This window comes from Parerythrobacter lacustris (assembly GCF_024626475.1).
Taxonomy (GTDB): Bacteria; Pseudomonadota; Alphaproteobacteria; order Sphingomonadales; family Sphingomonadaceae; genus Parerythrobacter_A; species Parerythrobacter_A lacustris.
On record NZ_JANKHH010000001.1, the window covers coordinates 46,776 to 72,283 of the forward strand.

Consider the following 25,508-nt stretch of genomic DNA (forward strand, 5'->3'; position numbering starts at 1 on the left):
AACCGTCGCAGTGGGGTCACGCGAAGCCGTGCTCGAGGAAATGCAGCGCGCATCCCGCCAGCGTGGCGGTGCCGTGGGGCAGTGCGCTCTCGTCGACCATCATGTGCGAGGAGTGGATGCCGCAGCATTGCCGCCAGTCGTCGCCTTCGCGCGCCACGCCAAGGAAGAACATCGCGCCGGGCACCTTCTCCAGCACATAGGCGAAGTCTTCCGCCCCCATGATCGGCGCGGGCAGGTCGCGCCAGCTCGCTTCGCCGAGTGCGGATTGCACCACGCTGCGGCCCAGCGCGACCGCGCGTTCGTCGCAGATCGTGACCGGGAAGCCCTCTGTGATCGTCACTTCCGCTGCAAGTCCGTTCGCGGAGGCAATTCCACCGGCGACTGCGTGAACCAGGGCTTGAAGTTTCGCCCGGTTGGCAGGCGAGAGTGTGCGCATGGTGCCGCGCATGGTTGCGTGGTTGGGAATGATGTTGTGCGCGGTCCCCGCCTCGACCTGGGTGATCGTCAGCACCACCGCATCGGCGGCGTTGAAGCGGCGGGTAACCGCAGTCTGGAGCGCGGTGACGATCTGCGCCGCGACAGGGATCGGGTCGAGCGTGTCGTGCGGCATCGAGGCATGCCCGCCCTTGCCGCGCACCACGATATCGAGCTGGTCGGCCGCCGCCATCAGCGCCCCGGCCCGCCCCGCCACCACACCATGCGGCGCATTGGGCATGATGTGCAGCGCGAAAGCAGCGTCGGGCAGCGGATCGATCAGCCCGTCGTCGAGCATGAAGCGTGCGCCGTGAAACCCCTCCTCGCCCGGCTGGAACATGAACTGGACCTCGCCGGCGAATTCACCCGCCTTGCCGGCCAGCAATTCCGCCGCCCCGGCGAGCATCGCGGTGTGGGTATCGTGGCCGCAGGCGTGCATCCGCCCCGGAATGGTCGAGGCGAAATCGAGCCCGGTTTCCTCGGGCATCGGCAGCGCGTCCATATCACCGCGCAGCAGCACCCGCCGCCCTGGCCCTTTGCCCCTGAGCGTCGCGACCATCCCGGTGGTCGAGCCGCCTTCCTTCCACTCCAGCGGCAAATGCGCGAGCGCGGCGCGGACCTTGGCGCTGGTCTTCGGCGTGTGCAGACCGAGCTCGGGCTCGGCATGGATCGCGCGCCGCAGCGTCACGATGCGGTCGGACAGGCTTCGGGCGGAATCGAGCAGGTCGGGATGCAGCATGGCCGTCATACTAACCCGAATCGCAGCGCGCGTCGGCAGAAAAATCTGGTTGCCGCGGGGACAATGCGGCTAAGGCGGCGCTCGCATGGCCAGACCCGACCCGCCCGCAATGCAGAACACGCGCTCCGCCAGACCTGTCGTCGGTGTGGTGTACAACCCGCGCAGCCACCGCAACAGGGGGCAGGACCTGGAGATCTCGGCGCGCGAGAACGTCCATTTCGCCCAGCCGGGGCGGCACGAGGACATCCGCCCCATGCTGGCCGACTTTGCCGCGCGGGGGGTCGAATACCTCATCATCAACGGGGGTGACGGCACCGTGCGCGATGTGCTGACCTGCGGCATGGCGGTGTTCGGCGACGACTGGCCCGCGCTGGCTGTGTTGCCCAAGGGCAAGACCAATGCACTCAATGTCGATCTCGGCGCGCCGCAGGGCTGGAACCTCGCCGATGCGGTCGCGGCCTACGCATCGGGTAGGCGGGTTCTCCGTCGCCCGGTGCTGGTTACGCCGCTGTCCGGAGGTGCGGGCCCGTTGGCAGGGTTCATCCTCGGCGCTGCCGGCTTCACGCTCGGCATCCGGACCGGGCAGGACGCGCACAAGCTTGGTGCCTTCGACAGCATGGCGGTGGCACTCAGCGCGGTATGGGGCGTCATGCAGGCGCTGTTCGGCAGCGACGGGAACATCTGGCGGCGCGGGTCGGAAATGGAGATCCTGATCGGCCAGGATCGGGTTCCGCTGGCGCATAGCGGCGACGGATACGACGGGCGGCGCTCGGTCATGCTCGCCTCGACACTGGAGAAATTCCCGGTCGGCCTGAAATTGTTCGGACAGCACCGCGAGGGGCTCAAGCTCGTCGCGATGGACCGCCCGCGCCGGCGCGTGCTGGCGAGCCTGCCCAAGATCCTGTTCGTCGGGCCGGGCGAGAACACGGCGGCACGGGGATTTCACCAGGTCGCGACCGAAAGCTTCGACTTCGCCATCGAGGACGATTTCATCCTCGACGGCGAGGCCTTTCCGGGCGGGCGCTACCGGGTGGAGAGCGGCCCCGAACTGCGCTTCGTCGTGCCGTGAGCGAAACGCTCGAAGCGCGGATTTCCGGGCGCCTTGCCGCAAAGGTGAGGTCCGAAGTCGCGGCGTTTGCCGGGCGGCTGGCGGAGGCCGCAGGGGCCGATGCCGCGCTGTTCTACGGCTCCAACCTGCGCACCGGCGAACTCGAGGGCGTGCTCGATTTCTACCTCCTGATGCCGGGGCTCCAGCGCGAGACAATCTGGCCGCGCGTGAGCTATCACGAGTGGGAGCACGGCGGCACGGTGCTCCGCGCCAAGGTTGCGACCATGCCGCTGGAGACTTTCGCCCGCGCCTGTGCGGGCAACTCGCGCGATACCACGATCTGGGCCCGCTTCGTCCAGCCGAGTGCGCTGGTGTGGATGCGCGATGCCGCGGTCCGCACACCGGTCGTCGCCGCGCTGGCCGATGCGGCGAAGACGGCGGCTCGCCTCGCTGCGGCGCTCGGGCCCGAGAGGGGCGCGGCTGAAGATTACTGGCGCGCGCTGTTTCGCGAGACCTATCGCGCCGAGTTCCGGGTCGAGAAGCCGGGGCGCGAGGATTCGATCCTGTCGGTCAATGCCGAGCATTTCGGCGGCTTGCTACCGCTCGCGTGGGATGCTGACGGCATTGATTTCTCGCAGGAGGGATCGGTGCTTGCCCCGCAGCTTCCGCCTGGGCGGCGGCGCGCATTGCTCGGATGGTGGCAGAAGCGCAGGCGCTGGGGCAAACCACTCAACCTCACCCGGCTGGCCAAGGCGAGCACGACCTTCGACGGCGCGGCGCGTTATGCCGCGTGGAAGATCGAACGGCATACCGGGGTCGCGATCGAAGTGACCCCGTGGCGCGAGAAGCATCCTCTGCTAGCCGCGCCCGGGGTGCTGTTCAGGCTCTGGCGCGCGAAGAGGGCGCGCTGAGCCCGATCACATGTATCGCATCGTGATCGAAATCGACGCCGGGGCGCTGCCGACGCTGAACTGGGTCTTCTTGTAGCTCGGCTTGCCCAAGTTGAGGATGTTGATCGACGGGTTGTTCGACATGCCGCCGCCATCCTTGCTGATGTCGGTCTTGCCATTGCCGTTGGTGTCGTGGCGCACGGCGATTCCATAGACCCCGGGGCCCGGCAGCGGCATGCAGACCGTCATCGAGCCCTTCTTCGCCGGAAGTTCAATCCGGCCAAGCCAGCGGCCTTTTTCCAGCCAGTCCTCTTTGGTGCCGCGATAGCTCTGCACCCGGATCTTGCCGGTCGACGATTCAATGCCGGAGATATTGACCTTGACCGATGCGCCCGACCGGCATTTGCCCATGTCGTTCGAATAGGTCTGGCGGTATTGCGCACTGGCTGGCGCGGCGAGCGCCAGGCCAGCGGTGGCAAGGGCCATGGTTCCGTAACGGATGATGTTCTTCGCGCTCATAGTGCTGAAATTCCACGTCTGCTGCGCGCCGTGCGCGCCAGAGAAAATACGATGGGATGCCCCGATTGGCCATGCGGATAGGCTCCGCGCCCTGAATTGCGGCTGAATTCGTATGACAACGCGCGTTCAACCTTGCTCGCCGACGATCCGCCCTGCGGCCATCGCAAAACGCTGGTCCGCCAGTTCGGACAACAGCCCGCGATGGGTGATGACGAGGATGGTGCAACTGCCGCGCATCGCCTCGATCGCGTCAGCCACTTCGCGCTCCGCTGCGGCGTCGAGTGCGCTGGTTGCCTCGTCGAGGATCAGCAGCGCCGGATTGCGCAACAACCCGCGCGCCAGCACGATGCGCTGGCGTTCGCCGCCCGAGAGATGCCGCCCCGCATCCCCCACCGGTGTGTCGAGGCCTGCGGGCAGGTCGAACACGAACCCGGCGTTCGCTCGCCTCAGCGCCGCGCTAAGCCGTGCGTCGTCGGCCGTGGGGTCGGCCCATAGCAGATTGTCGCGCACCGAGCCGTGGAACAGCACCGGCTCCTGCTGGACATAGGCGACCTTGCCGCGCCAACCGCGCCGCTCGCCCGGCGCAAGTACGCGGCCATCTAGCAGGACTTTGCCTGCGTCGGGTGCGATGAGGCCCCCCAGTACATCGGCCAGCGTGCTCTTGCCGCAGCCCGAAGGGCCGGTCAGCGCGATGATCGAGCGCGCCTTGCCTTCCAGCGTCACGCCATCGAGCGCGGCGACGCCTTCGCGGTGCGTGACGGTGATGTTCTCGAGCAGGAAGCACCGTTCGAGCGTGTGGGCGGGACCCGCAGCCTCTGCCGAGGCCTCGCGCGCAGCCTCGGCCGCTTCGATCAGTGCCCATGTTTCCTGCAAGGCAGGGGACGAATGGCGCCAGTCCTGCAGCTGCTCCTGCAAACCGGCGAGTTGCGGCACCGTTCGCGCAAAAATCGCGATCAGCGGCAGGAGCAGTGCACTGTCATAGCTCCAGCGCGTCACCGCCAGCCAGACGATTGCGGCGAGCGCGATGGCACCTGCTATCTGCAACGTCAGCCGCGCCAGTCCCGATTGCGCGATATAGCTGCGCTGGACCTGCCGCATCTCGATGAAGCCGCTGCGCGCTTCCTCGATCATACGGGCTTCGGCGCCGAAGCTCTTGATCACGCGCACGCCATTGAGCGTCTGCTCGAGATTGCCGAACACCGCCTTGTTGCGCCCGGTGAGCGCCTGGCCGAGCTGCCCTGCATTGCGGCGCAGCCCGCGATAGAGGAACAGCACGAGGGCTCCGGCAATGATCCCGGCAGCGGCGAACAGCGGCGAGATCACCAGCGCCGCGAGCGCAACGGCTGCAAGGTTGAGCGTGGTCGTCAGCAGCGAAAAGGCGACGGTCGAGGCCATCCCGGTCCGCTCCACGGCGGTCAGCAGCAATGCGCGGTTGTCGCTCTGTCGCTGGCGCGCGAGGTAACGCCAGTCGGCCGCGACCAGCGCCGAAATCGCCCGATGGCGCAAGCCGTCGACGATGCCCATGCGGATATCGAACGCCAGCAGCTTGCGGGTGAATTCCGCCGCAGCGCGCAGCGCAAGGATCGCGACAAAGGCGAGCAGCAGCGTGCCGAGCGGGGGCACCGGGCCGATCCATTGCATCGCCTCCGCAAGCCGCCCGCCCGGCCCATCGCCCGTCGTGGCATCGACCAGCGGGACGAGCATGATGAAGCCGATCCCCTCGAGCGCGGCACCCATCACGCTGAGCGCGCCCATCGCCCACAGGCGAGGCCCGCTGGCGAGGCGGATCAGGGCGGGGAGGGAGGATCGCATAGGTGCTTCGCTTGCCCCGACTGCGGGGGGTTGTCAAAGTCGCATGCAACGGTCGGCGATGGTGCGCACGCTATCATCGGATACGAGTTAGCCGCAGGGGCGATGTGGAAAAGCCGACACCATCTGTTGTGGCGGCGAATCGCGCGGACTACTCCCCATGGCATCCTTCACTTCGCGAAGCAGATGGCTATGGCCCGCCCGCTTATTTCCCCCTCGATCCTGTCAGCCGACTTCGCGCGGCTGGGCGAGGAAGTGCGGGCGATCGACGAGGCCGGGGCCGACTGGATTCATGTCGATGTGATGGACGGGCATTACGTGCCCAATATCACCATCGGTCCGGCGGTGGTGAAGGCGCTGCGGCCGCATACGGCCAAGCCGTTCGATGTCCACCTGATGATCGCCCCGGTCGATCCCTATCTCGAGGAATTCGCCGAGGCGGGGGCGGATATCATCACCGTCCATCCCGAAGCGGGGCCGCATATCCACCGCACGCTGCAGGCGATCGGCAAGCTCGGCAAGAAGGCCGGGGTGGTGCTCAATCCCGGCACCCCGGCCAAGATGCTCGACTATCTGCTGGAGGAAGTCGATCTGGTGCTGGTGATGAGCGTCAACCCCGGTTTCGGCGGGCAAAGCTTCATCCATAGCCAGTTGCGCAAGGTCGAAGCGATCCGGAAAATGATCGACCGGCTCGGCAAACCGATCCACCTCGAGGTCGATGGCGGGGTGGATGCGGAGATCGCACGAATGTGCGTCGATGCCGGGGCCGATGTGCTGGTAGCGGGCAGCGCAACCTTCAAGGGCGGACCAAAGCAATATGCGGCCAATATCGCTGCACTGAAAGGGGCGGGCTGATGGCCGAAGCTGCGACTCGACGGCCCGATGTGCCGGAACTGGATTTCGGCTCGGCGGAGGCGGCCGCCAGCGGGTCGGGTGACAGAGCGATTCCCCTGGACGACGGCGCCTCCGAACCGCTCGTGGCCGGTGCCAGTGCCGCGCATTCGTCGAGGCGCGAGACGCTCGAGCCAGGGCGCTCGCTGGTGGTGGCGGATTTCTCGAACCCGGCACACAATGCCGCCGAACGGTTGATCCGTCTCGCCTATGGCCTTGGTATTCCGGCCTCCACTCTGACTTCCCCGTTCGGCAAGCCTGCGCGCCCACGGCTGTTGGCGACCGTCGAATCGCCGCTGGCGGGAGATCGCGCGGCTGGCGTGGCGCTGCGTGCCGGGCATTTCCTCGTCTATGGCGTGAAGGCACCGATCGTGCAGATGAGCTATGGCTCAGGCGCGCATCTGACCGCCCCGTTCGAGCGCACCGTGCATGGCTTCACCTGGCTGGGCGACCTTGCGTCCGCCACGCCGCGTGAACAGGCTGCGCCGACCGCATGCCGCATCATGGATGCCTGGCTGCAAGCCAATCCGAAGCCTGCCAAGGGGGCGGCATGGAAGGTCGAAAACGTCGGTCTGCGGCTGCTCAATTGGCTGGCCCATGCCCCGCTGATCCTGTCGATCGCTGACAAGGCCAAGCGCAAGCAGCGACTCGAAGCGATGGCATCGACCGCCCGCTGGCTTGATCGCAACGTCAAGGATGCGTCGGATCGGCTGGGTGAGCTGGCGGGCTGGTGCGCGATCATAGCTGCCGGGTTGTTGATGCCCGATGGCCGCCCGCGCCGCCTGTATGGCGAAGCCGGAATGGCGCGCGCTCTGGGAGAGCTGGTGGCGGACGATGGCGGTGTCCTGTCGCGCAGTCCGCTGGCGCAAATGGACGCAATCGCGCTGCTTGTGGATCTCGCCGCATGCTACCGCGCGGCCGATCACGAGCCGCCAGAAGTTATCGAGAGCATGCTCCAGCTTCTGGTGCCACCGCTGTTGACTCTGGTCCATTCGGACGGAGCGCTCGGCAGCTGGCAGGGCTCGGGCGCGGTGCGGCATGACCGGCTCGCAGCACTGGTCGATGCCAGCGGCGTCCGCACCCGCCCCTTGCAGGACGTGCGCCAGTGGGGTTACCAGCGGGTGCTGGCGAACAAGTCGACGCTGATTTTCGATGCCGCGCCTCCGCCGCTGTCGCGCCATGCCAGGTTCGGCTGCGCCTCGACGCTGGCGTTCGAGTTCTGCGCGCATGGTCAACGGCTGGTGGTCAATTGCGGCGGCGCTGCCTTCGCCGGGGGGCAGGTTCCCGCACGGATCGAGCAGGGCCTGCGCGCCACCGCCGCGCATTCGACGCTGGTGCTCGACGATGCAAACTCCACTGCGGTGCATATCAACGGGCGGCTCGGCGCGGGGGTGAACGAAGTCGAGGTCGACCGCCGCGTGATCAAGGCCGGGCAAGGCACGGCGACGCGGGTCGAGGCAAGCCACGACGGCTATGCCGCGCGTTTCGGCTTGGTCCACCGCCGCGTTCTCATGCTGCGCGACAATGGCGCCGAGCTGCGCGGTGAGGATTTGCTGGTCCCGGCGGGCAAGCGCGGCAAGCGCGGCAAGATCGGCTTCGCCATCCGATTCCACATCGGCCCCGGGGTCGAGCTGCGACTGGCGGAAGACCTGAAGGGTGCTGGCCTCGCTGCACCCGACGGCAGCTACTGGCAGTTCCGCATCGCGGGCGGCGACGGCAGCGGCGAAGTGAGCATTGAGGAAAGCATGTGGGTCGATGGCAACGGTCGCCCGCAGCCGATCCAGCAGCTGGTGATCCAGGGGATGACATCGCGCAGCGGGGGAAGTTTCTCCTGGCTGCTCAAGAAAATGGGATAGCACAGGCGTGACGGATGTAGCGATCAAGCGGGCACTGCTCTCGGTGTCCGACAAAAGCGGATTGGTCGAGTTGGGGCAGGCGCTCGCCGCGCGCGGGGTCGAGCTGGTGTCGACCGGCGGCACCGCCAGGGCACTGCGCGAGGCGGGGCTCGAGGTGCGCGACGTATCCGAACTGACGGGCTTCCCCGAGATGATGGACGGGCGGGTCAAGACGCTCCACCCGATGGTGCATGGCGGGCTGCTCGCGGTGCGCGACAACCCGGATCATGCCGCTGCGATGGACAAGCACGCGATCGGCGCAATCGATCTGGTGGTAGTCAATCTCTACCCGTTCGAAGCCACCGTCATGCGCGGTGCCGAGCGGCCCGAGATTATCGAGAATATCGACATCGGCGGCCCCAGCATGGTTCGCTCGGCTGCCAAAAATCACCAATTTGTCACTATCGTCACCGATCCGGCGGATTACCCGATCTTGCTGGAAGAGATCGAGGCGAGCGGCACGACCACGCTCGATTTCCGCCGCAAATGCGCCGCCAAGGCCTTTGCCGCGACAGCCGCTTACGATTCGATGATCAGCCAGTGGTTCGCCTTTGCCGACCAGCAGCAGCTATTTCCCGACTTCCTCGCCGTGAATGGCGTCGCGCCCACCATCCTGCGCTACGGCGAGAACCCGCACCAGCAGGCCGCGCTCTACACACCCGCCGGGCCGCATGGCCGCGGGATCGCGCAGGCCGAGCAGCTGCAGGGCAAGGAGCTGAGCTATAACAATTATAATGATGCCGATGCCGCGCTCGAACTGTGTGCCGAGTTCGCCGGTGGCGATCCGGCAGTGGTGATCGTCAAGCACGCCAACCCCTGCGGCGTGGCGCAGCGCGGTTCCCTGCTCGAGGCATGGGAAGAGGCGCTGGCGTGCGACAGCGTCTCGGCCTTCGGCGGGATCGTCGCGGTCAATACCGAGCTCGACGGTGCAACCGCCGAAGCCATCGCGAAGATCTTCACCGAAGTGGTGATCGCCCCGTCGGTTTCGGATGAGGCCCGTGCGGTGTTCGAGAAAAAGAAGAACCTGCGCTTGCTGGTGACCGGCGACATGCCCAACCCGCGCCGCGGCGGCCTGACGGTGAAGCCGATCACCGGCGGCCTGCTGGTGCAGACGCGCGACAACGGCGCGATCAGTGAGAAAGAACTGACCGTTGTCACCCAGCGCGCGCCGACCCCGCAGGAACTGAAAGACTGCCTGTTCGCCTGGACCGTCGCCCGCCACGTCAAGTCGAATGCCATCGTCTATGCCAAGGACGGCGCGACCGCCGGCATCGGCGCGGGCCAGATGAACCGCCGCGATTCAAGCCGCATCGCCGCGATGAAGGCCGCCGAAGCGGCGGAGACCTATGGCTGGGCCGAGCCCCGCACGTTTGGCAGCGCAGTCGCCTCCGATGCCTTCTTCCCCTTCGCCGACGGCCTGCTCGCCGCCGCCGAGGCCGGGGCAACCGCGATCATCCAGCCGGGCGGCTCGATCCGCGACGACGAGGTGATTGCCGCGGCCAACCAGGCCGGTCTGGCGATGGTCTTCACCGGGATGCGCCACTTTCGCCACTGATGCGAAACCGGCATTGCTGTAACCTCTGTGCAAGTCCGGGCGAATGAACGCCCGGCAACCAAAACATTCACTCCATCGCAAGAGGTCGACCGCTATGCCGGACAGCAAGCTGGAAGAAGTGAAGACAGATCATGAACTTTCTCAAATCCGACCTTATGCGCAATTTCACGATCGGTTTCGTGGCCGGGGCGCTGTTCCTGTTTGCCCAGTCGGGCGCGGATCTATTCGATTCGGCGATTCCCGAAGCGCAGGCGCAAACCGCCGAATGAAGCGGTTTCTCGCCGCGCTGCTTCCGCTGACGCTTGTCGCCGCCGGCTGCAGCCAGCCCGCCTCTGCGTTCGATAAGCCGGTCGCAGCACCTGCTGCCAAGCGTTTCGCCAACGAAGGCCTGGGCCTCAAGACCGCGATCTTCGCCGGGGGCTGCTTCTGGGGCACCGAAGCGGTGTTCAGCCATGTCAAGGGCGTCAAGAGCGCGGTCTCGGGCTATCACGGCGGCAACGCGGCGACTGCGAAATATGATCTGGTAAGCACGGGCGGCACCAACCATGTCGAAGCGGTCAAGGTGACCTACGATCCCAAGGTCGTGCGTTATGACGAGCTGGTGCGGATCTTCTTTTCGGTCGTCGCCGATCCGACCATCCGCAATCGCCAGGGGCCCGATCGCGGCGCACAATACAATGCCGAGCTGATCCCGATGAACGCCGAACAGCGCAAGGTTGCCGAAGCCTATCTCAAGCAAATGGGCCAGTCGGGCAAATGGTCCGCGCCAATCGTGACCGACGTCACAACCTACAGCCGCTTCTTCAAGGCGGAAGACTATCACCAGGACTTCGCGCTGAAGAACCCGAAGCACTCCTATATCGTGCGCTGGGATGCGCCCAAGGTCGCGGCGCTCAAACGGCTGTATCCTTCGCACTACAGCGCCAGCTTCACCAAGAACTGATGCGATTGGCGTTCGCGCCGCGGCTCGCTATATCGGGCCTATGGCACGGCACGATCACACGCATCACGAACATTCGGGCAAGAGCCTGGTCGAAGCGGCACGCGATGCGCTGACCGCGGCGGGCGAGCAATGGACCGGCCTGCGCGCCGACGTGTTCGAGGAACTGGCGCGGCACGAAAAGCCCGCCTCGGCCTATGATATCGCCGATAATCTCTCGGCCAAGCGCGGCAAGCGGGTGGCACCCAACAGCGTCTACCGCATCCTCGACCTGTTCGTGGGCAACAACCTCGCCCTGCGGGTCGAAAGCGCCAACGCCTTCCTCGCCAACAGCCACCCCGGCTGCCTGCACGACTGCATCTTCCTCGTGTGCGACAAGTGCGGCGAGGCAACCCATGTGGATGACGATGCCATCGCCAATTCGGTTCGCGGGGTGGCGCAGGGGCAAGGCTTCAAGCCCGAACGGCCGATCATCGAGATCAGGGGCCTCTGCGCCGCGTGCAGCTAGGCTTCGGCCAAGTGTCCGGCAAGGGGGGGAGCGGGAATGGCCGTCGGCGCGAAGCGGTGATCGCGGTACTTCTGCTGCTTGCCGCGCTGATCCCGCCCTTCCTCACCCGCCACCTGCCGCTGGCGCAGGCGATCGAGCGCCTTGCTTACGACTCCTACACCTACCTCCTCGCTCCCAAAGTGGCGCGCGATCCGGAAATCGTGCTGCTGCTTTACGACGATCCGACCGCGCGTGACACAGGGAAGACCAGCCCGGTCGACCGCACAATCATCGCCAATGCCGTGCGTGCGGCGGACGAGGCCGGGGCGAAATCGATCGGGATCGACTTCTTCTTCGTCCAACCGACCGAGGACGAGGATGCGATCACCGGCGCACTCGCGGATGCAACCGTGCCGGTCGTCATGCTCTATGCCGACCCCGATCGCGACGGAGGCAGCTTCTGGAGCGCGGCGACCGCATCGCAATCGATCCCCTACCAGGCGGAGTTCTGGCGCAAGGCCTCGTCGGGCAGGATCGTCCGCTCCTCTCCGATGATCGGCAATGACGACGACGACATTTCGCGCGACTGGCCGACCCGCGCAGGCAACACGCCGGGCACGGCGGCGCAGATCCCGCTTTCCGCCGCCATGGCCGGCATGACGCTGGAGGATTTCGGCTATTCCGGCTCGATCGCCTTCAGCCGCTTCGCGGGCGATCCGCCGATCGAGGGCGCACCGCCCGAAGCGCAGCCGCAGCCGCGGGGAGAGGCGGCGGGAATGTTCACCGACTTTTCGCTGATCGGCTTCCGCGACCCCGCCTCCGCCGACGCGCTCGGCCCGTTGCTGGCCGACAAGCGCGTGCTGATCGGGCTCGGCATCTTCAATGCGGACCGCTTCGCGACCCCGATCACCCGGATCGCGGGCGAGCAGGAAATCCCCGGCGTCGCGGTGCACGCGCATATGCTGCGCCAGGCGCTCGACCGGAATTTTCCCATACCGCTTCCATTATGGGCGGCGGCGCTGGTGGCATTGGTGTTTGCCGGCTCGGGAGCACTGGTCGGCAGCCTCGATCGCAGCCGCGCACTGATAGCTGCAGCCGTGGGACTGTTGCTCGCGGTGTGGGCTGCCCTCCCGCTGCTGTTCCGCGCGATCGGTATCGACCTGCTCAGCCTGCCGATGTTTGGCTGGGCGCTCTCCCTGGCGATTGCGCTGGTCGGGTTCAGCGCGCTCGCCGGCGCGCGCACCTCGCGCGAGCGCGCCTTCGCGCGCGGTGCGCTCGGCCGATACCTGCCTGCGACCGTGGCGCAAGAAATCCTCGACAATCCGGAGAAGTTGACGCTCGAAGGCGAGGAGCGCGCGCTGTTCATGCTGTTCACCGATCTCGAAGGGTTCACCCGGATCAGTCACTCGCAGCCCCCGCGCGACACTGCCGCAATCCTCAACCGCTATCTCGACGCGATGAGCGAAGTGATCCTGCGGCACGAGGGGACGATCGACAAATATGTCGGAGATGCGATCGTCGCCTTTTGGGGCGCGCCGATCGCCAGGCTCGAAGACGCGCACAACGCCGTTGCTTGCGCGCTGGCGCTGCACGAATGCGCCGAGACCTTCCGGGGCGAACTCGCGGCGCAGGGGGGCGAGCTCGGCCGGACCCGGATCGGGCTGCATTGCGGATCGGTGATCGTGGGCAATTTCGGCGGCCGCCAGCGCATCCAGTACACCGCGCTGGGCGACGCGATGAACACCGCCGCGCGGCTGGAGGGGGCGAACAAGTATCTCGCGAGCGACATCCTGCTGAGCGGGGCGGTGCGCGACGCCGCACCGCAGTTCGCCTATCTCCCGTTGGGCCAGATCGTGCTGTCTGGGGTCGATACGCCAATCGCGGTGTACCAGCCTGTGCCGGAGGGCGAGCGGGCGCTGGCGGCGCAGGTCCAGTCGGCGCTCGATGGGGATCAGGCGGCACTGGCACAAATCCGCCAGAAGGCCGCCGATACGCCGGCAGTTGCATCGCTGCTCGAACGGTGGGAAACAGTGGCGGGGGGAGGCGCCTATGTCCTTGGCTCGAAATAGCGGCTGGTTGCCGATCTTCGCAGCGCTTGCATGCGCCTCTGCTGCAGCAAGTCCGGCCGCTTCTCAGACCATGCCCGCCGCTGCAACGCTGGTTGTCATTCGCGGCGACGCCTACGCGCTTCGCTTTTATCCTGTCGGGCGGATCGTGCGGCAGAATGCCAGCATATGTCTGCCGGCCGGGGCACTCTATCTGACTCTCCAGAAGTCCGACGGCGGCACGGTCAATTATGGCGCGCCCGGTTGCAACAAGGTCATCTCGGATGCAGAAGTCCAACGGCGCAAGATTGGCGGTGCAGCGGGGGTGACCAGATGACCGGAACGAAACCGACTTCCATGCGCCAATCGTGTACTGTCCTGCTCGCTGTGCTGGCCTTGTCCGCCTGCAGCAAACGCATGCCTGCGGAACTGCCGCCCGAGCCCGTCACCGCCTCGGCCCCGATGCCCGCTCCGACGCCGGGATCGATGGCTACGCCACCCCCTGCACCAAGAGCCGCCGTGCCGCAAATGGTGGTAGTGCGCGGGTCGCCCAATGCACTGGCGTGGTACCCGCTCGGTCGCAAGGTGCCGGTCAGCGGCCAGGTCTGCCTGCCCGCCAATGCGCGCTACGTCACCTTCCAGCGGACCGATGGCGGGACGGTGACTTTTGGCGGCGGCGGGTGCAACAAGGTGATCGCCGAGCCGCCGCAATCGGAAGGCCGCGCCGGGGCGGGCAACGGGCCGTGAAGCCGCCCCTGACCGGGATGGCGCTACTCGCCCTCTTGGCGGCTGTGTCTGTGCCGGCTGGAGCACAGCAAGGAGAGGGCGCGGCAACGCAGGTCATCTCCAAGACCAAGTCCAGCGTTGGGCCCAATCAAAGATCCAAGGACCGAACCAACAACAGGTTCAAAATCAGGAATACCAAACCCAAGGCACAGAATGCCTACATGGTGGTGACGCGCGGCTCGGGCGATGCGCTCAAGAAAAGTGAATATGCCATCGGGAGCAAGGTACCGCTCAACCAACAGGTCTGCCTGCCCAAGAAATCGGGCTACCTGACGTTCCAGAGATCCAGCGGCGGCACCGTCACCTATGGCGGCGGGGGATGCAACAAGGTGGTCAAGGAGCCGCCCGATGCAACCGGGCGCGCCGGAGCGGGCAGCGGCCCTTGAACACGCGCCGCGCGATATCCGCCCTGCTGGCTCTCGCCCTTCCGCCTGTCGCAGCGTATGCGCAGGAAGGCGAGGTCGACCTCGCGAGCCTCGATCCGCCCGGCCCCGAAATGCGGGTCACGCTGAGCCAGGGCGAGGCGGCGCGGCTCTATCCGCTGGGCACTACGCTGCCCGAAACCGCGTGGGTCTGCCTGCCCGAAAATGGCGGGCTGCTGGTTCTCGTCCGGCCCTCGGGCAAGCAGACCATCGTGTGGGGCGGGGAATGCGCGGGCGGCCCGGTCGAGGATGCCGTGGTGGCCGCAACCCCCGACAGTTTGGCCGTGCCGGTAGCGGTGCCCGATCCCGATGCCGATCCGGTCGAGGGACGAGGCTGGTCCGTCCTCGCCGCCTCGGGACCCGACGCGGCGCGCTTTCCGCCCGGTTCGGGCCTGCCCTCCGGGGTGAAGCTCTGTCTCGAGGAAGGCAGTCGCGTCCTGCTCGATTTTGGTGTCCGCTATGTGCTGTTCTCCGGTCCCGGATGCAATCCAGCGATTCCGCCCCCACCGGACGATTCGGTGGGATCGACGATTTATGTGAACCGCGTGGCGGCCGCCACACGCGGTTCGGCCCCCCGCATCAATTACATGCTGGTCATTCGCGGTTCCAGGACCGGGCTGGCCTTCTATCCTGCCGGCAGCAGGGTCCGGACGAGCGGCCGCATTTGTCTGCCGCCGAATGCCGGCTATCTCACCTTCCAGAAGGAGGGCGGCGGCCTCGTTACCTATGGCGACGGCGGGTGCAACCGGGCCATTGCCGAACCCAGTCCCGGCGATGACGCGATCGGTGCGGGCAACGGGCCGTAACGCGGTACGCAGGATGTTGGCGGGCCGGCATTGTGCGCCGCGGAATCTGACGACGGACGGAATCGACAAGGGTGGCGGGCGCGGCTAGACCGGGCGCATGTCCCAAACGCCCAACACGCCGTTGCTCGATACGGTCACCTATCCCGCCGATCTGCGCCAGCTCGACAAGTCGCAATTGCGCCAGTTCGCCGACGAATTGCGCGCCGAAATGATCGATGCGGTCAGCCACTCGGGCGGGCACCTCGGTTCGGGCCTCGGCGTGGTCGAGCTGACCACTGCAATCCACTATGTGTTCGATACGCCGAACGACAAGCTGGTGTGGGATGTCGGCCACCAGTGCTATCCGCACAAGATCATCACCGGTCGGCGCGACCGCATCCGCACCCTGCGCCAGGGCGGCGGGCTGAGTGGCTTCACCAAGCGGGCCGAAAGCGAATACGATCCGTTCGGCGCGGCGCATTCCTCCACCTCGATCTCTGCCGCATTGGGCTTCGCGATGGCGAACAAGATGCTCGGCCAGCCGGGCCGCGGCATCGCGGTGATCGGCGACGGTTCGATGAGCGCCGGGATGGCCTATGAAGCGATGAACAACGCCGAGCAGGCGGGCAACCGGCTGGTGGTGATCCTCAACGACAACGACATGTCTATCGCCCCGCCGGTCGGGGGGCTGTCGGCCTATCTCGCGCGGATGGTGTCGTCGAGCGAATATCTCGGCCTGCGCAGCCTGGCGTCGAAAGCGGTGTCGAAGTTCTCGCGCCGGGTCCACCGCGCGCTCGACAAGGCGGAGGAGTACACCCGCGGCATGGTCACCGGGGGCACTTTGTTCGAGGAGCTTGGCTTCTACTACGTCGGCCCGATCGACGGGCACAATCTCGACCATTTGATCCCGGTGCTGGAGAATGTGCGCGACAGCGAGCAGGGCCCGGTGCTGGTCCATGTCGTGACGCAGAAGGGCAAGGGCTACGCCCCGGCCGAAAACAGCGCCGACAAATACCACGGCGTCGCCAAGTTCGACGTCATCACCGGCGAGCAGAAGAAGTCGAGCGGCGGCCCGCCCGCCTACCAGAACGTGTTCGGCGATACGCTGGCGAAACTGGCGGAGACCGACACACGCATCTGTGCGATAACCGCCGCCATGCCGAGCGGGACGGGCATCGACCGCTTCGCCAAGGCGCACCCCGACCGCGCGTTCGACGTCGGCATTGCCGAACAGCATGGCGTCACCTTCGCCGCCGGCCTCGCGGCACAGGGGATGCGGCCGTTTGCCGCCATCTATTCGACCTTCCTCCAGCGCGCCTACGACCAGGTGGTGCATGACGTCGCGATCCAGAACCTGCCGGTGCGCTTCGCGATCGACCGCGCCGGGCTGGTCGGGGCGGACGGCTGCACCCACGCCGGATCGTTCGACATCACCTATCTCGCGACGCTGCCCAACATGGTGGTGATGGCTGCGGCGGACGAGGCCGAGCTGGTCCACATGACCTACACCGCCGCCGAATACGACGACGGCCCGATCGCCTTCCGCTATCCGCGCGGCAACGGCACCGGCGTGGCGCTGCCCGAGGTGCCGCAGAAGCTGGAGATCGGCAAGGGCCGGATCGTGCGTGCCAAAGAAGGTGGGGGCAGCAAGGTTGCCATCCTCTCGCTCGGCACCCGGCTGGAGGAAGCGAAGAAAGCCGCCGACCAGCTCGAGGCCAAGGGGCTTTCGACTACGGTTGCCGACCTGCGCTTCGCCAAGCCGCTCGACACCGACATGATCGAACGGCTGATGCGCACGCACGAGGTGGTGGTGACGGTCGAGGAAGCCGCCATCGGGGGCCTTGGCGCGCATGTCCTGACCTTCGCCAGCGACGCAGGCCTGACCGATGCGGGCCTGAAGGTCCGCACCATGCGCCTGCCCGATATCTTCCAGGACCAGGATGACCCGGCGAAGCAGTACGACGAGGCGGGGCTCAATGCACCGCAGATCGTCGACACGGTGCTGAAGGCGCTGCGGCACAACAGCGCCGGGGTGGAAGAGGCGCGGGCTTGATGAATATCGGAGATTTGCCGCGTTATACGGATTTTATGCGGCCAATTCTGACGATCCTGGCAGAGTCTGGTGGTTCTGGCTCAATTCACGAAATCAACGACGCAGTTGTAAAGGCTATGGGATTGCCTGACGCTGCGCTCGAAGTTGAGTACGAAAGCGGCGCGGGTCCCGTGGTCCCGGATCGGCTTTCCTGGGCTCGCTCGCACCTTAAAATTGCTGACCTCCTAGCTTCCGGCGGCCGAGGTGTTTGGCTGATAACAGAGGAAGGGCGTCGTGCGTTAGCTTTGTCAGAGGACGAGCTGCGCGTAAGAGTTGCTATAGCCGCGAAAGCACAAAATGAACTGAGGCGAAAAGAGCGCCCCACAAAGATCGACGAAATTTCGGGCGATCTCGAGCAAGGAGCGCTGAGCTGGCAGGACAACTTGTTGGCTGTTTTGCGCGCGATGGACCCGTCGGCCTTCGAGCGCGTTTGTCAACGGCTCCTGCGGGAATCGGGTTTTGTCAAAGTCGAAGTAACCGGGCGAAGCGGGGATGGCGGCATCGACGGGACCGGAATTCTCCAGTTAAGCTTGATGTCGTTCCATGTGCTTTTTCAGTGCAAGCGCTACCAAGGCTCGGTCGGCTCTGGGGCGGTTCGCGATTTTCGCGGTGCGATGATGGGGCGGACGGACAAAGGTCTTATCATCACCACGGGAACATTCTCGCCCGATGCGCGGAAAGAGGCGACACGTGATGGCGCGCCACCGATCGACTTGATCGATGGCGATGACCTTTGCGAGAAGCTCAAAGAGCTAAGTCTCGGAGTGCAAACCAAAATGGTTGAGGAGGTGACCATCATCCCAGACTGGTTCAGTCAGATTTGAGTGCAACAAAATGACCCTCCTCATTACCGAAACCGCCAACCACGTCACCACCCTCACCCTCAACCGGGCCGAGACGATGAACCCGCTTGGTGCATCGGGCGATGGCGATGCCTTCGCGGCTGCCTGCGACGCGATCAACGCCGATATGGCGGTGCGCTGCGTCATCCTGACCGGGGCGGGGCGCGCGTTCAGCGCGGGCGGGGATATCAAGGCGATGAAGGAGCGGTCGGGCAGTTTCGGCGGCACGCCTCCGGCGATCTCCGACGGCTACCGCAACAACATCCACAAACTGCTGCGCGCGCTCTATGGCTTGCGCGTACCGTTGATCGCGGCGGTCAACGGGCCGGCGATCGGGCTCGGCTGCGATCTCGCCTGCCTCGGCGATATCCGCATCGCGAGCGACAAGGCGAAGTTCGGGGTTACCTTCCTCAAGCTCGGCATCATTCCGGGCGACGGCGGGACGTGGATCCTCCCGCGCATCATCGGCGAGGCGCGCGCGGCGGAGCTGTTCTACACCGGCGATGTGATCGATGCCGCCACCGCGCTCGACTGGGGCCTGGTCAGCCGGGTGGTCGCGCATGACGCGCTGATCGACCAAGCGCAGGCGCTGGCCGCCAAGGTCGCCGCCATGCCGCCGCATGCACTGCGTCAGGCGAAGAACCTGATGCGGCAGGGGCGGCACACCAGCTATGACACCGCGCTCGAGATGGCCGCCAATGCGCAAGCGCTGATGCACGTCACCGCCGACCATATGGAAGGCATCGACGCGCTGCTGGAAAAGCGCGCGCCGAAATTCACCGGCGAGTGAATGCCCTATTCGGTCAGGGTGCGACTGACCTCGTTTCCCAGTTGCCTGCCGCAAGGCAAGCAATGTCGCGCTAGGGCGCGAACGGGAAACTGTTGTATTCGACAATCACATCGAGATCGCGATCGAGATACGCCCGGAAATACAGCGGCACCTCGGCCCCGCCGGTCGATAGAAGTGCGCTGCCGGTGCACCGTATTTCGCCCCGGCTCTTCATATCTTCGACCGGATTGTAGATCTTGACCAGATTGTAGGAGTTTTCTTTGGCAATCGCCAGAACGTCGGGAATGAGATCGGCACAGCTATAGGTTGTCAGATCCGCGATAGGGGGTTCGGCAGGCGGTGCGGCCGGAGCCATAGGGTCTGCTGCTGCGGGCTCCGCAACCATCGTGTCAGCGGGAGCTTCCGCCGGCGGATAAGTTTGGGTCCCCTGATCGCACGCGACCAAGAAAAATCCCAATGAAAGAGCCACCCCAATACTTGGTCTAAACATGCTCATACCCCCATTCGCATGATTCGTTCGCGCATCAAGCTAGCGCCCGAGTTCTGCTTCCGCAATCATGCCACATCGGGTGGTCAATGACGAAATTCTACACCCAGCGCCAGATGCCCGCCTCCCATCCGCCGAGCGTTATGTGCGACCAGCTTGCGCCGAGCCATAGCGCGGTGCCACCGAGCAATGGGAACAGCCCGACTGTCGCCAGCCTGCCCCAGCGCGGCCAGTAGCGCGTCTTGGCGGACCATTCGGCCCACGCCTCGCCCATCAGCACCGCCTTCTTGCGGTCTTGCATATGCGCGCCGACCAGCGCGAGGAACAGCACGGCCAGCGCCACTACCAGCGTACGCGGGGTCGGTGCGGCGACGATATGGCTCAGCGCCCAAAGCGCGAAGCCCCACATCATCGGGTGGCGGGTAACCTTGAACACGCCCGCAGGCTCGGCCCGCGCGGCCTTTTCCGCCCCCGGCGCGGGCAGGGCCGGGTTGCCGATCAGCGATCCGGCGAACAGGATCATCGCAACAAGCGTCAGCACCGTGGCGACGATCCACACCGAATCGCCGAACTCGCCCCACAGCGGCGCGCCTGGTGACACTGCGGTGAAGGCGAAATACATCCACGCCATGCACCCTGCGCTGACCAGCGAATAGACACCCGCGAAACCGCCCTCCCCGAGCATGCGAACCAAGGCGGCGCGCAGCGGATGAGACATGGCGAAGTGGCTGCCGACGAAGGCGACACTCGCGGCGATCAGTGATGTCAGTGTCTGGTCCATAAATCCCTCCCCTTCGAAGCCCGCTTTCCTACACGCCGCGGAGTTGATACCACAATCGTGAACTGGCAACCGCTGACGGCACCCGTCGCCCCGCGGGGGGGGGCTCCCCCAGCAGCATACGCTGACAATGCTCTTTATAAACCTCTGACTTTTCGAGGTTTTTGCCCGGATCAAGCGCTTGACACGGTGTCGCCTTTGTCGCCCAAGTGTCGCCTTCGGTGCGCTGGTCCCGCGTCTATTCGATGCCGATCAGCTGGATCTTGAACAGCAGCGTCGCACCGCCGGGAATCGGACCTTTGCCTGTCGGACCGTAGCCGAGCTCGGCTGGAACCGCGATTTCGATCGTATCGCCGACGCCCGCCTGCGGAATTGCCAGCTGCCACGCCTTGATCAGCCGCCCGAGCGGGAATGTGGCCGGCTCGCCGCGATCCCACGAGCTGTCGAAGGTCGTGCCGTCGACGAAGGTTCCGGCATAGTGGACGGTCACGGTATCGGTGACCTTCGGATGCCGTCCGCTGCCGTCGCCATCGGTCCGCCGCCACAACACGCCGCCTTCGAGCCCGGACCACTCCTTGCTCGCTGCGCGTTCTGCCAGCGCATTCTGCTGTGCGCTCTGCCACTTCATGTCCTGCGAATAATCGGGCGGCGCGTCCTGCGCGAAGGCGGCGAAACCGATCACCGCCACCGCCGCGCCGCCGAGCGCGAGGAAGGAGCCCTTCATCCCGCTCACCAGTCGTAGGCCTTGGGCAGATCGCTCTCGTCGAGATCGCGGTAACGGTCGCGCAGGCGAGTCTGGTGGCTCGACAGCGGCTGCTCGACCCCGTCGATGAACACCCGTACCGGGGCGGACGACAGTTCGAGCGGATCGCCGTCCCACATCACCACATCGGCCATCGCGCCGGGCTTCAGCACGCCAAGCCTGCCGCCGAAGCCGGCGATCTCGGCCGGGACCGAGCTGATCGCGGCGAATGCCTCGCCCCAGGTAAGCCCGCTCGCACGCGGGACCTTCTGCAGCGCGACGAGGTTGCCCGCGAACTGCGCAGCGTTTCGCGGCTGGTTGCCGGTCCCGCCGTCGAGCGTGCCGAGCGCGACCTTGACCCCGGCATCGACCATCCGGCCGACATTGCTCTGGGTCGCAGCGAGCTGTTCGAAGCTGACCGGCAGATCGTCGAGCGGGTCGGTGATGACCGGAACGCCCGCAGCAGCAATGGCATCGGCCGCCAGCCAGCCTTCCGCCGCGCCGACCAGCACCAGCCGGAGTTTCGGATAGGCCGAACGCAGGCCGAGCACCTGGCGGATATCCGCCGCCCGGTCGACCACCACATACAGCGCCTGCTCGCCGTTAAGCACCGCCACAAGCGCCTCGGCGTCCTGCCGGGTGAGCTGCGAATCGTCGGGGTCGCGCTGGCCGTTCGCCACCTCGCGCGCTTCGCGCATGGCGGCGGCAAGTTCGACGAAACTCGCGGTGCGGCTGCCGCCCGCGATGCGCGCGCCGGTCTCGCCCAGCGCAATCATCTGGAACGCACGCGGCCTGGTGACCATGTCCGGATCAGCGCCCAGATCGACCACCGCGCCTTGCCCGCCGAAGATCGAGCTGGTCGGCTGCGAATAGACGCTCGCGCGGGTCGCCCCGCCGGTCCGCGCCACGCTGACGTGCTGCGAGGAAGGGTTGAGCGCGGGCGCAACGTCGAGCGCCGCGCCGAAGTCCGACCCGCGCGCCGAACTGTCGTTCGATTCGTCGACCGCCTCGACATCCCACAGGCCGAGCGTGGTCGCCGCGGCAAAGATGCCCGGAGTCACCCAGGTGCCGCGCCCGTCGATCGTCTGCACTCCGGCCGGGACAGCAACGCCGGTTCCGGCCGCAACGACCTTGCCGCCCTGCACCACGACGGTCGCGTTCTCCACCGGGGCGCTGCCGTCACCGGTGGCGACTGTGGCGTTGGTGATCGCGAAATCCTGCGCTGCTGCGGGTGCGGCAAGGGCCAGCGCTGCGGTGACAGAGAATAGTGCGGAGCGGATCATTTAACGTCTCCTTCGCCCGGCTGGCCGAGTTCGAAGTCGCTCACCGGCCGCCGCTTGGGATCGTCCGCATCATACAGCAGCGCACCGTCGACCCACACCTTGTCGGGCCGCGAATAGACGCTCAGCGGATTGCCGTTCCACAGCACGATATCGGCCATCTTGCCGCTTTCGAGGCTGCCGGTCATCGCTTCGATGCCCATTGCCTTGGCGGCGTTCAGGGTGAACCAGCCGATCACTTCGGCATCGGGAATGTCGAGCCCCAGACGTTTCCCCGCAGCCTGCGCCTTGGCGGCTTCCTGGTTCAGCCGCTGGATACCGTTTTCGTCATCGGAATGGATCACGACGCAGGCACCGGCCTTCCACAGCAGCGCGGCGTTTTCGGGAATGCCGTCGTAGCTTTCCATCTTGAAACCGTACCAGTCCGCCCAGACAGCGGAGCAGACGTCGTTTTCCTTCAGCAGGTCGCCGATCTTGTAGCTTTCGACCGCGTGATGGAAGGTGCTGACCTTGTAACCCATCTCCTTGGCCATATCCATCACCAGCGCCATTTCGTCGGCGCGGTAGCAGTGGTTGTGGACCAGGATTTCGCCGTCGAGCACCCCGGCGAGGGTTTCATTGGCGAGGTCGCGCTTCTTGCGGTCGCCATCGGCATAGGCCTTGGCGTCGAGCCACATCTGCCGGTTGACCGCGAAATTGCCCATCCGGGTGGAGGGCATCCGTCCACGCCCGCCATAGACCCGCTTGGGGTTCTCGCCGCAGGCCATCTTCATGCCGTAGGGCGCACCGGGAAACTTCATCCCCTGCACCGTGCGGCTGTAGACATTCTTGAGCGTGACCGAGCGCCCGCCGGTGAGGTTGGCCGAGCCGGGCAGGATCTGCAACGAGGTGACCCCGCCGTTGGCCAGCGCGCGGCTGAAGCCCGGGTCCTGCGGCCAGACCGAATGTTCGGCCCAGACTTCGGGCGTGGTCGGCCCGGTCGCCTCGTTGCCGTCCGAATGGGCATCGACCGATGGGGTCGGGTAGTCGCCCAGATGGCTATGGATATCGATCACCCCGGGGGTGACGTATTTGCCTGTCCCGTCAACCGTATTGGCAACCTCGGGCGGCAGGCTGGTCGGCCCGCCAACCTCGACCACCTTGCCGTCGCGAAAATGGACCCAGCCATTATCGATCCGGCCGCCGGCCCCGTCGAACACGGTGACCGGAATGATCAGGGTCTCGACCCCGGGATAGGGCTCATAGGTCGAGGGGAAGGGGGCTTCGGCCACAGGTTTGTTGGCGCTGGCGGATTTCGCCTCGCCCCCGGTCCCGGTGGTCGAACAGGCAGCGAGCGCGATCGCACCCCCCGCTATGGCAAAGGTACGAAAACGCATCGCTGGTTATCCCTGTCAGTCGTTTTTGCTTGCTGGATGGATCCCGCCTGCCTGCGGCTCGCCGACTTCAGCATCGCCGAACACACGGCTGGCCTCCGAGGCATCGTCGTCATCGCGCAAGCTGTCGAGATGCATCAGCTTCTTGACCAGCGGGCTGACGACCATGACGACAAGGCCAACACCGACCGCGACCAGCCCCATGTTCCAATAAGCGTTGAGCGCGAGTTCACGCGTCATGTTGCCGCCTTCGCCTTCGCCCATCAGCGAGCCCATGAAGCCGGCGACGTAGTTGCCGCCTGCGGTACCGAAGAAGAAGGCTGCCATCATCAGGCTGGCCATATGCCGCACCGACAGGCGGTTCATCGCCGAAAGCCCGACCGGGCTGAGGCACAGCTCGCCGGTGGTCGACAGCAGGTAGAAGAGGAACAGGAACAGCACCGGCATCATCAGCGCGCCTGCTTCACCGGTGCTGAAATTCTCCGCACCCCAGACCATCACCACGAAGGCCAGACCCATCTGCACGATACCCAGCCCCATCTTGGCCGGAGTGGAGGGTTCGATACCCTTATTCGCCAGCCACTGCCACAGCCCGGCAAACAGCGGACCGAGCAGGATGATATAGATCGGGTTGATCGACTGGAAGAAGGTCGTCGGGATGCCGCCCTTATCGACATGGCGGTCGGTGAACAGGTTGAGCGAACCGCCGGCCTGCTCGAACAGGCCCCAGAAAAGCGGCATCAGCAGGATCAGGAAGATCATCGCGAACACGCGGTCGCGCGCTTCATTGTCCAGCTTGAAGGCTTCGAACAGCACGTAACCCAGCAGCGCTATGCCCGACACCAGCAGGATCCAGCCAACCGTTTCCTGATACTGGATCAGTGCCCAGATCACCGCCACACCGAGGAAACCGACGCCGTAGAGCAGGTATTCGAGGTTGATCCCGGCAACCTTCTCCTTGAGCTTTGCGGGAGCCGGCGGCTCGCCGTTTCCGCGCAGCAGCGGCTTGCCGATGACAAAGACGATCAGCCCGACCAGCATCCCGAAACCTGCAAGGCCGAAGCCGAGCGACCAGCTGACGGTTTCGCCGAGGAAAGCGGCGATCAGCACGCCGCAGGCCGCGCCGAGGTTAATCCCCATGTAGAAGATGGTGTAGGCGCTGTCGCGGCGGATGTCGGTGCGCGGGTAAAGCTGCCCGACAATGACCGAGATGTTCGCCTTGAGGAAGCCCGACCCGACGATGATCAGCGCCAGAGCGAGCCAGAACACGTTGAGCGTCGGGTCGTTGGTATGACCCGATCCATCGCCTTCGAAAGCCATGAAGAAGTGGCCCAGCGTGAGCAGCACAGCGCCGAACAGAACCGCCTTGCGTTGCCCCAGATAGCGATCGGCGAGCCACCCGCCGAGCACCGGAGTGATGTAGACCAGCGAAGTGTAAGCGCCGTAGATCAGGTTGGCACTGCCATCCGAATAGAGCCAGTGCTTGACCAGATAGAGCGTGAGCAGGGCGCGCATCCCGTAATAGGAAAAGCGCTCCCACATCTCGGCGAAGAACAGCATGTACAGGCCCTTGGGGTGGCCCAGCACTTCTTCCTGCGGGCGGGTGACTGCCCATGCGCCGCCGATGAGAAAAACGCCCAGGACGAGCGCGGCAACGGTGGCGGCCCATTCGCCGTACCCCCAGCTTGCGAATTCAAACATGCATGCAATCCCCGAATAGCTCTAGCCGATTGTTTCCCGGCCCACTCATGGCGCGCACCCTAGCGGCTGATTCTCCGATGTGAAGAATTTGTTTCAGCCGAAACTGCCTTTCGCGTTGTTGAGCCGGAAGCATGCTCG

At 65.7% G+C, this 25,508-nt stretch carries 25 protein-coding genes; 16 read left to right on the plus strand and 9 right to left on the minus strand.

Translation table 11 applies throughout. The annotated features are described in order from the left end of the window. Positions 1 to 16 precede the first annotated feature (16 nt). Positions 17 to 1,213 carry a M20 metallopeptidase family protein gene (locus tag NSO95_RS00270; protein ID WP_257594658.1) on the minus strand — a complete coding sequence of 399 codons (1,197 nt, stop codon included), beginning with the start codon at positions 1,211 to 1,213 and terminating at the stop codon, positions 17 to 19. Positions 1,214 to 1,298: 85 nt separating this feature from the next. Here NSO95_RS00270 and NSO95_RS00275 point away from each other — a divergent pair, with 85 nt between their 5' ends. Both NSO95_RS00275 and NSO95_RS00280 read left to right on the plus strand, forming a co-directional pair. After that, positions 1,299 to 2,282, plus strand: a complete 984-nt coding sequence (locus NSO95_RS00275; RefSeq protein WP_257594128.1) for a diacylglycerol/lipid kinase family protein — start codon at positions 1,299 to 1,301, stop codon at positions 2,280 to 2,282. Beyond that, positions 2,279 to 3,172: a hypothetical protein gene (locus tag NSO95_RS00280; protein ID WP_257594129.1), complete on the plus strand. Its 894-nt coding sequence runs from the start codon at positions 2,279 to 2,281 to the stop codon at positions 3,170 to 3,172. The genes NSO95_RS00275 and NSO95_RS00280 overlap by 4 nt, the downstream gene beginning before the upstream one ends. 6 nt (positions 3,173 to 3,178) lie before the next feature. Here NSO95_RS00280 and NSO95_RS00285 read toward each other — a convergent pair whose 3' ends face one another. Further along, a complete protein-coding gene (locus NSO95_RS00285; protein WP_257594130.1) occupies positions 3,179 to 3,670 on the minus strand; it encodes a DUF2141 domain-containing protein in 492 nt (163 codons plus the stop codon). 126 nt (positions 3,671 to 3,796) lie between these two features. Continuing rightward, entirely contained in the window at positions 3,797 to 5,482 is a 1,686-nt protein-coding gene (locus tag NSO95_RS00290) for an ABC transporter ATP-binding protein (protein WP_257594131.1), read from the minus strand. A gap of 189 nt (positions 5,483 to 5,671) precedes the next feature. Between NSO95_RS00290 and rpe the strand changes: the two genes are divergently transcribed. The 14 genes from rpe (at position 5,672) to NSO95_RS00360 (ending at position 19,009) form a co-directional block, all read left to right on the plus strand. Next, positions 5,672 to 6,334, plus strand: coding sequence for a ribulose-phosphate 3-epimerase (gene rpe / locus NSO95_RS00295; RefSeq protein WP_257594132.1), 663 nt, complete (start codon positions 5,672 to 5,674; stop codon positions 6,332 to 6,334). Continuing rightward, the gene (locus NSO95_RS00300; RefSeq protein WP_257594133.1) at positions 6,334 to 8,226 is read left to right on the plus strand and encodes a heparinase II/III family protein; all 1,893 of its coding nucleotides are present in this window, start codon (positions 6,334 to 6,336) and stop codon (positions 8,224 to 8,226) included. The genes rpe and NSO95_RS00300 overlap by 1 nt, the downstream gene beginning before the upstream one ends. 7 nt (positions 8,227 to 8,233) lie before the next feature. Continuing rightward, positions 8,234 to 9,820 carry a bifunctional phosphoribosylaminoimidazolecarboxamide formyltransferase/IMP cyclohydrolase gene (gene purH, locus NSO95_RS00305; protein ID WP_257594135.1) on the plus strand — a complete coding sequence of 529 codons (1,587 nt, stop codon included), beginning with the start codon at positions 8,234 to 8,236 and terminating at the stop codon, positions 9,818 to 9,820. A gap of 131 nt (positions 9,821 to 9,951) precedes the next feature. Next, complete coding sequence (locus NSO95_RS00310) at positions 9,952 to 10,089, plus strand: hypothetical protein (protein WP_257594137.1); 138 nt, start codon at positions 9,952 to 9,954, stop codon at positions 10,087 to 10,089. Next, positions 10,086 to 10,763 carry a peptide-methionine (S)-S-oxide reductase MsrA gene (msrA, locus tag NSO95_RS00315; protein WP_257594138.1) on the plus strand — a complete coding sequence of 226 codons (678 nt, stop codon included), beginning with the start codon at positions 10,086 to 10,088 and terminating at the stop codon, positions 10,761 to 10,763. Before NSO95_RS00310 ends, msrA begins: the two co-directional genes overlap by 4 nt. A gap of 40 nt (positions 10,764 to 10,803) precedes the next feature. Next, entirely contained in the window at positions 10,804 to 11,268 is a 465-nt protein-coding gene (locus NSO95_RS00320) for a Fur family transcriptional regulator (RefSeq protein ID WP_257594139.1), read from the plus strand. A gap of 11 nt (positions 11,269 to 11,279) precedes the next feature. Continuing rightward, entirely contained in the window at positions 11,280 to 13,316 is a 2,037-nt protein-coding gene (locus NSO95_RS00325; RefSeq protein ID WP_257594140.1) for a CHASE2 domain-containing protein, read from the plus strand. 70 nt (positions 13,317 to 13,386) lie between these two features. Beyond that, positions 13,387 to 13,629, plus strand: coding sequence for a hypothetical protein (locus tag NSO95_RS00330; RefSeq protein ID WP_257594141.1), 243 nt, complete (start codon positions 13,387 to 13,389; stop codon positions 13,627 to 13,629). 80 nt (positions 13,630 to 13,709) lie between these two features. Beyond that, positions 13,710 to 14,039 carry a hypothetical protein gene (locus NSO95_RS00335; RefSeq protein ID WP_257594142.1) on the plus strand — a complete coding sequence of 110 codons (330 nt, stop codon included), beginning with the start codon at positions 13,710 to 13,712 and terminating at the stop codon, positions 14,037 to 14,039. Continuing rightward, positions 14,036 to 14,464: a hypothetical protein gene (locus tag NSO95_RS00340; RefSeq protein ID WP_257594143.1), complete on the plus strand. Its 429-nt coding sequence runs from the start codon at positions 14,036 to 14,038 to the stop codon at positions 14,462 to 14,464. Before NSO95_RS00335 ends, NSO95_RS00340 begins: the two co-directional genes overlap by 4 nt. Next, entirely contained in the window at positions 14,461 to 15,306 is an 846-nt protein-coding gene (locus NSO95_RS00345) for a hypothetical protein (protein WP_257594144.1), read from the plus strand. The genes NSO95_RS00340 and NSO95_RS00345 overlap by 4 nt, the downstream gene beginning before the upstream one ends. A gap of 97 nt (positions 15,307 to 15,403) precedes the next feature. Continuing rightward, positions 15,404 to 17,338, plus strand: a complete 1,935-nt coding sequence (gene dxs / locus NSO95_RS00350; RefSeq protein ID WP_257594145.1) for a 1-deoxy-D-xylulose-5-phosphate synthase — start codon at positions 15,404 to 15,406, stop codon at positions 17,336 to 17,338. Beyond that, the gene (locus NSO95_RS00355; protein ID WP_257594146.1) at positions 17,338 to 18,201 is read left to right on the plus strand and encodes a restriction endonuclease; all 864 of its coding nucleotides are present in this window, start codon (positions 17,338 to 17,340) and stop codon (positions 18,199 to 18,201) included. The genes dxs and NSO95_RS00355 overlap by 1 nt, the downstream gene beginning before the upstream one ends. Before the next feature lie 10 nt (positions 18,202 to 18,211). After that, a complete protein-coding gene (locus tag NSO95_RS00360; protein ID WP_257594147.1) occupies positions 18,212 to 19,009 on the plus strand; it encodes a crotonase/enoyl-CoA hydratase family protein in 798 nt (265 codons plus the stop codon). Positions 19,010 to 19,079: 70 nt separating this feature from the next. Here NSO95_RS00360 and NSO95_RS00365 read toward each other — a convergent pair whose 3' ends face one another. From NSO95_RS00365 to NSO95_RS00390, 6 genes are all read right to left on the minus strand, one after another. Further along, entirely contained in the window at positions 19,080 to 19,364 is a 285-nt protein-coding gene (locus tag NSO95_RS00365; protein ID WP_257594148.1) for a hypothetical protein, read from the minus strand. A 232-nt stretch (positions 19,365 to 19,596) separates the two neighbouring features. After that, entirely contained in the window at positions 19,597 to 20,277 is a 681-nt protein-coding gene (locus NSO95_RS00370) for an NnrU family protein (RefSeq protein ID WP_257594149.1), read from the minus strand. A gap of 235 nt (positions 20,278 to 20,512) precedes the next feature. Continuing rightward, positions 20,513 to 20,998, minus strand: coding sequence for an FKBP-type peptidyl-prolyl cis-trans isomerase (locus NSO95_RS00375; RefSeq protein WP_257594150.1), 486 nt, complete (start codon positions 20,996 to 20,998; stop codon positions 20,513 to 20,515). A 5-nt stretch (positions 20,999 to 21,003) separates the two neighbouring features. Then, complete coding sequence (locus NSO95_RS00380) at positions 21,004 to 22,299, minus strand: amidohydrolase family protein (protein WP_257594151.1); 1,296 nt, start codon at positions 22,297 to 22,299, stop codon at positions 21,004 to 21,006. Further along, positions 22,296 to 23,672: an amidohydrolase gene (locus NSO95_RS00385; protein WP_257594152.1), complete on the minus strand. Its 1,377-nt coding sequence runs from the start codon at positions 23,670 to 23,672 to the stop codon at positions 22,296 to 22,298. Before NSO95_RS00385 ends, NSO95_RS00380 begins: the two co-directional genes overlap by 4 nt. A gap of 15 nt (positions 23,673 to 23,687) precedes the next feature. Next, positions 23,688 to 25,370 (minus strand): peptide MFS transporter, encoded by a 1,683-nt coding sequence (locus NSO95_RS00390; protein ID WP_257594153.1) that lies wholly within the window; start codon positions 25,368 to 25,370, stop codon positions 23,688 to 23,690. Positions 25,371 to 25,508 lie beyond the last annotated feature (138 nt).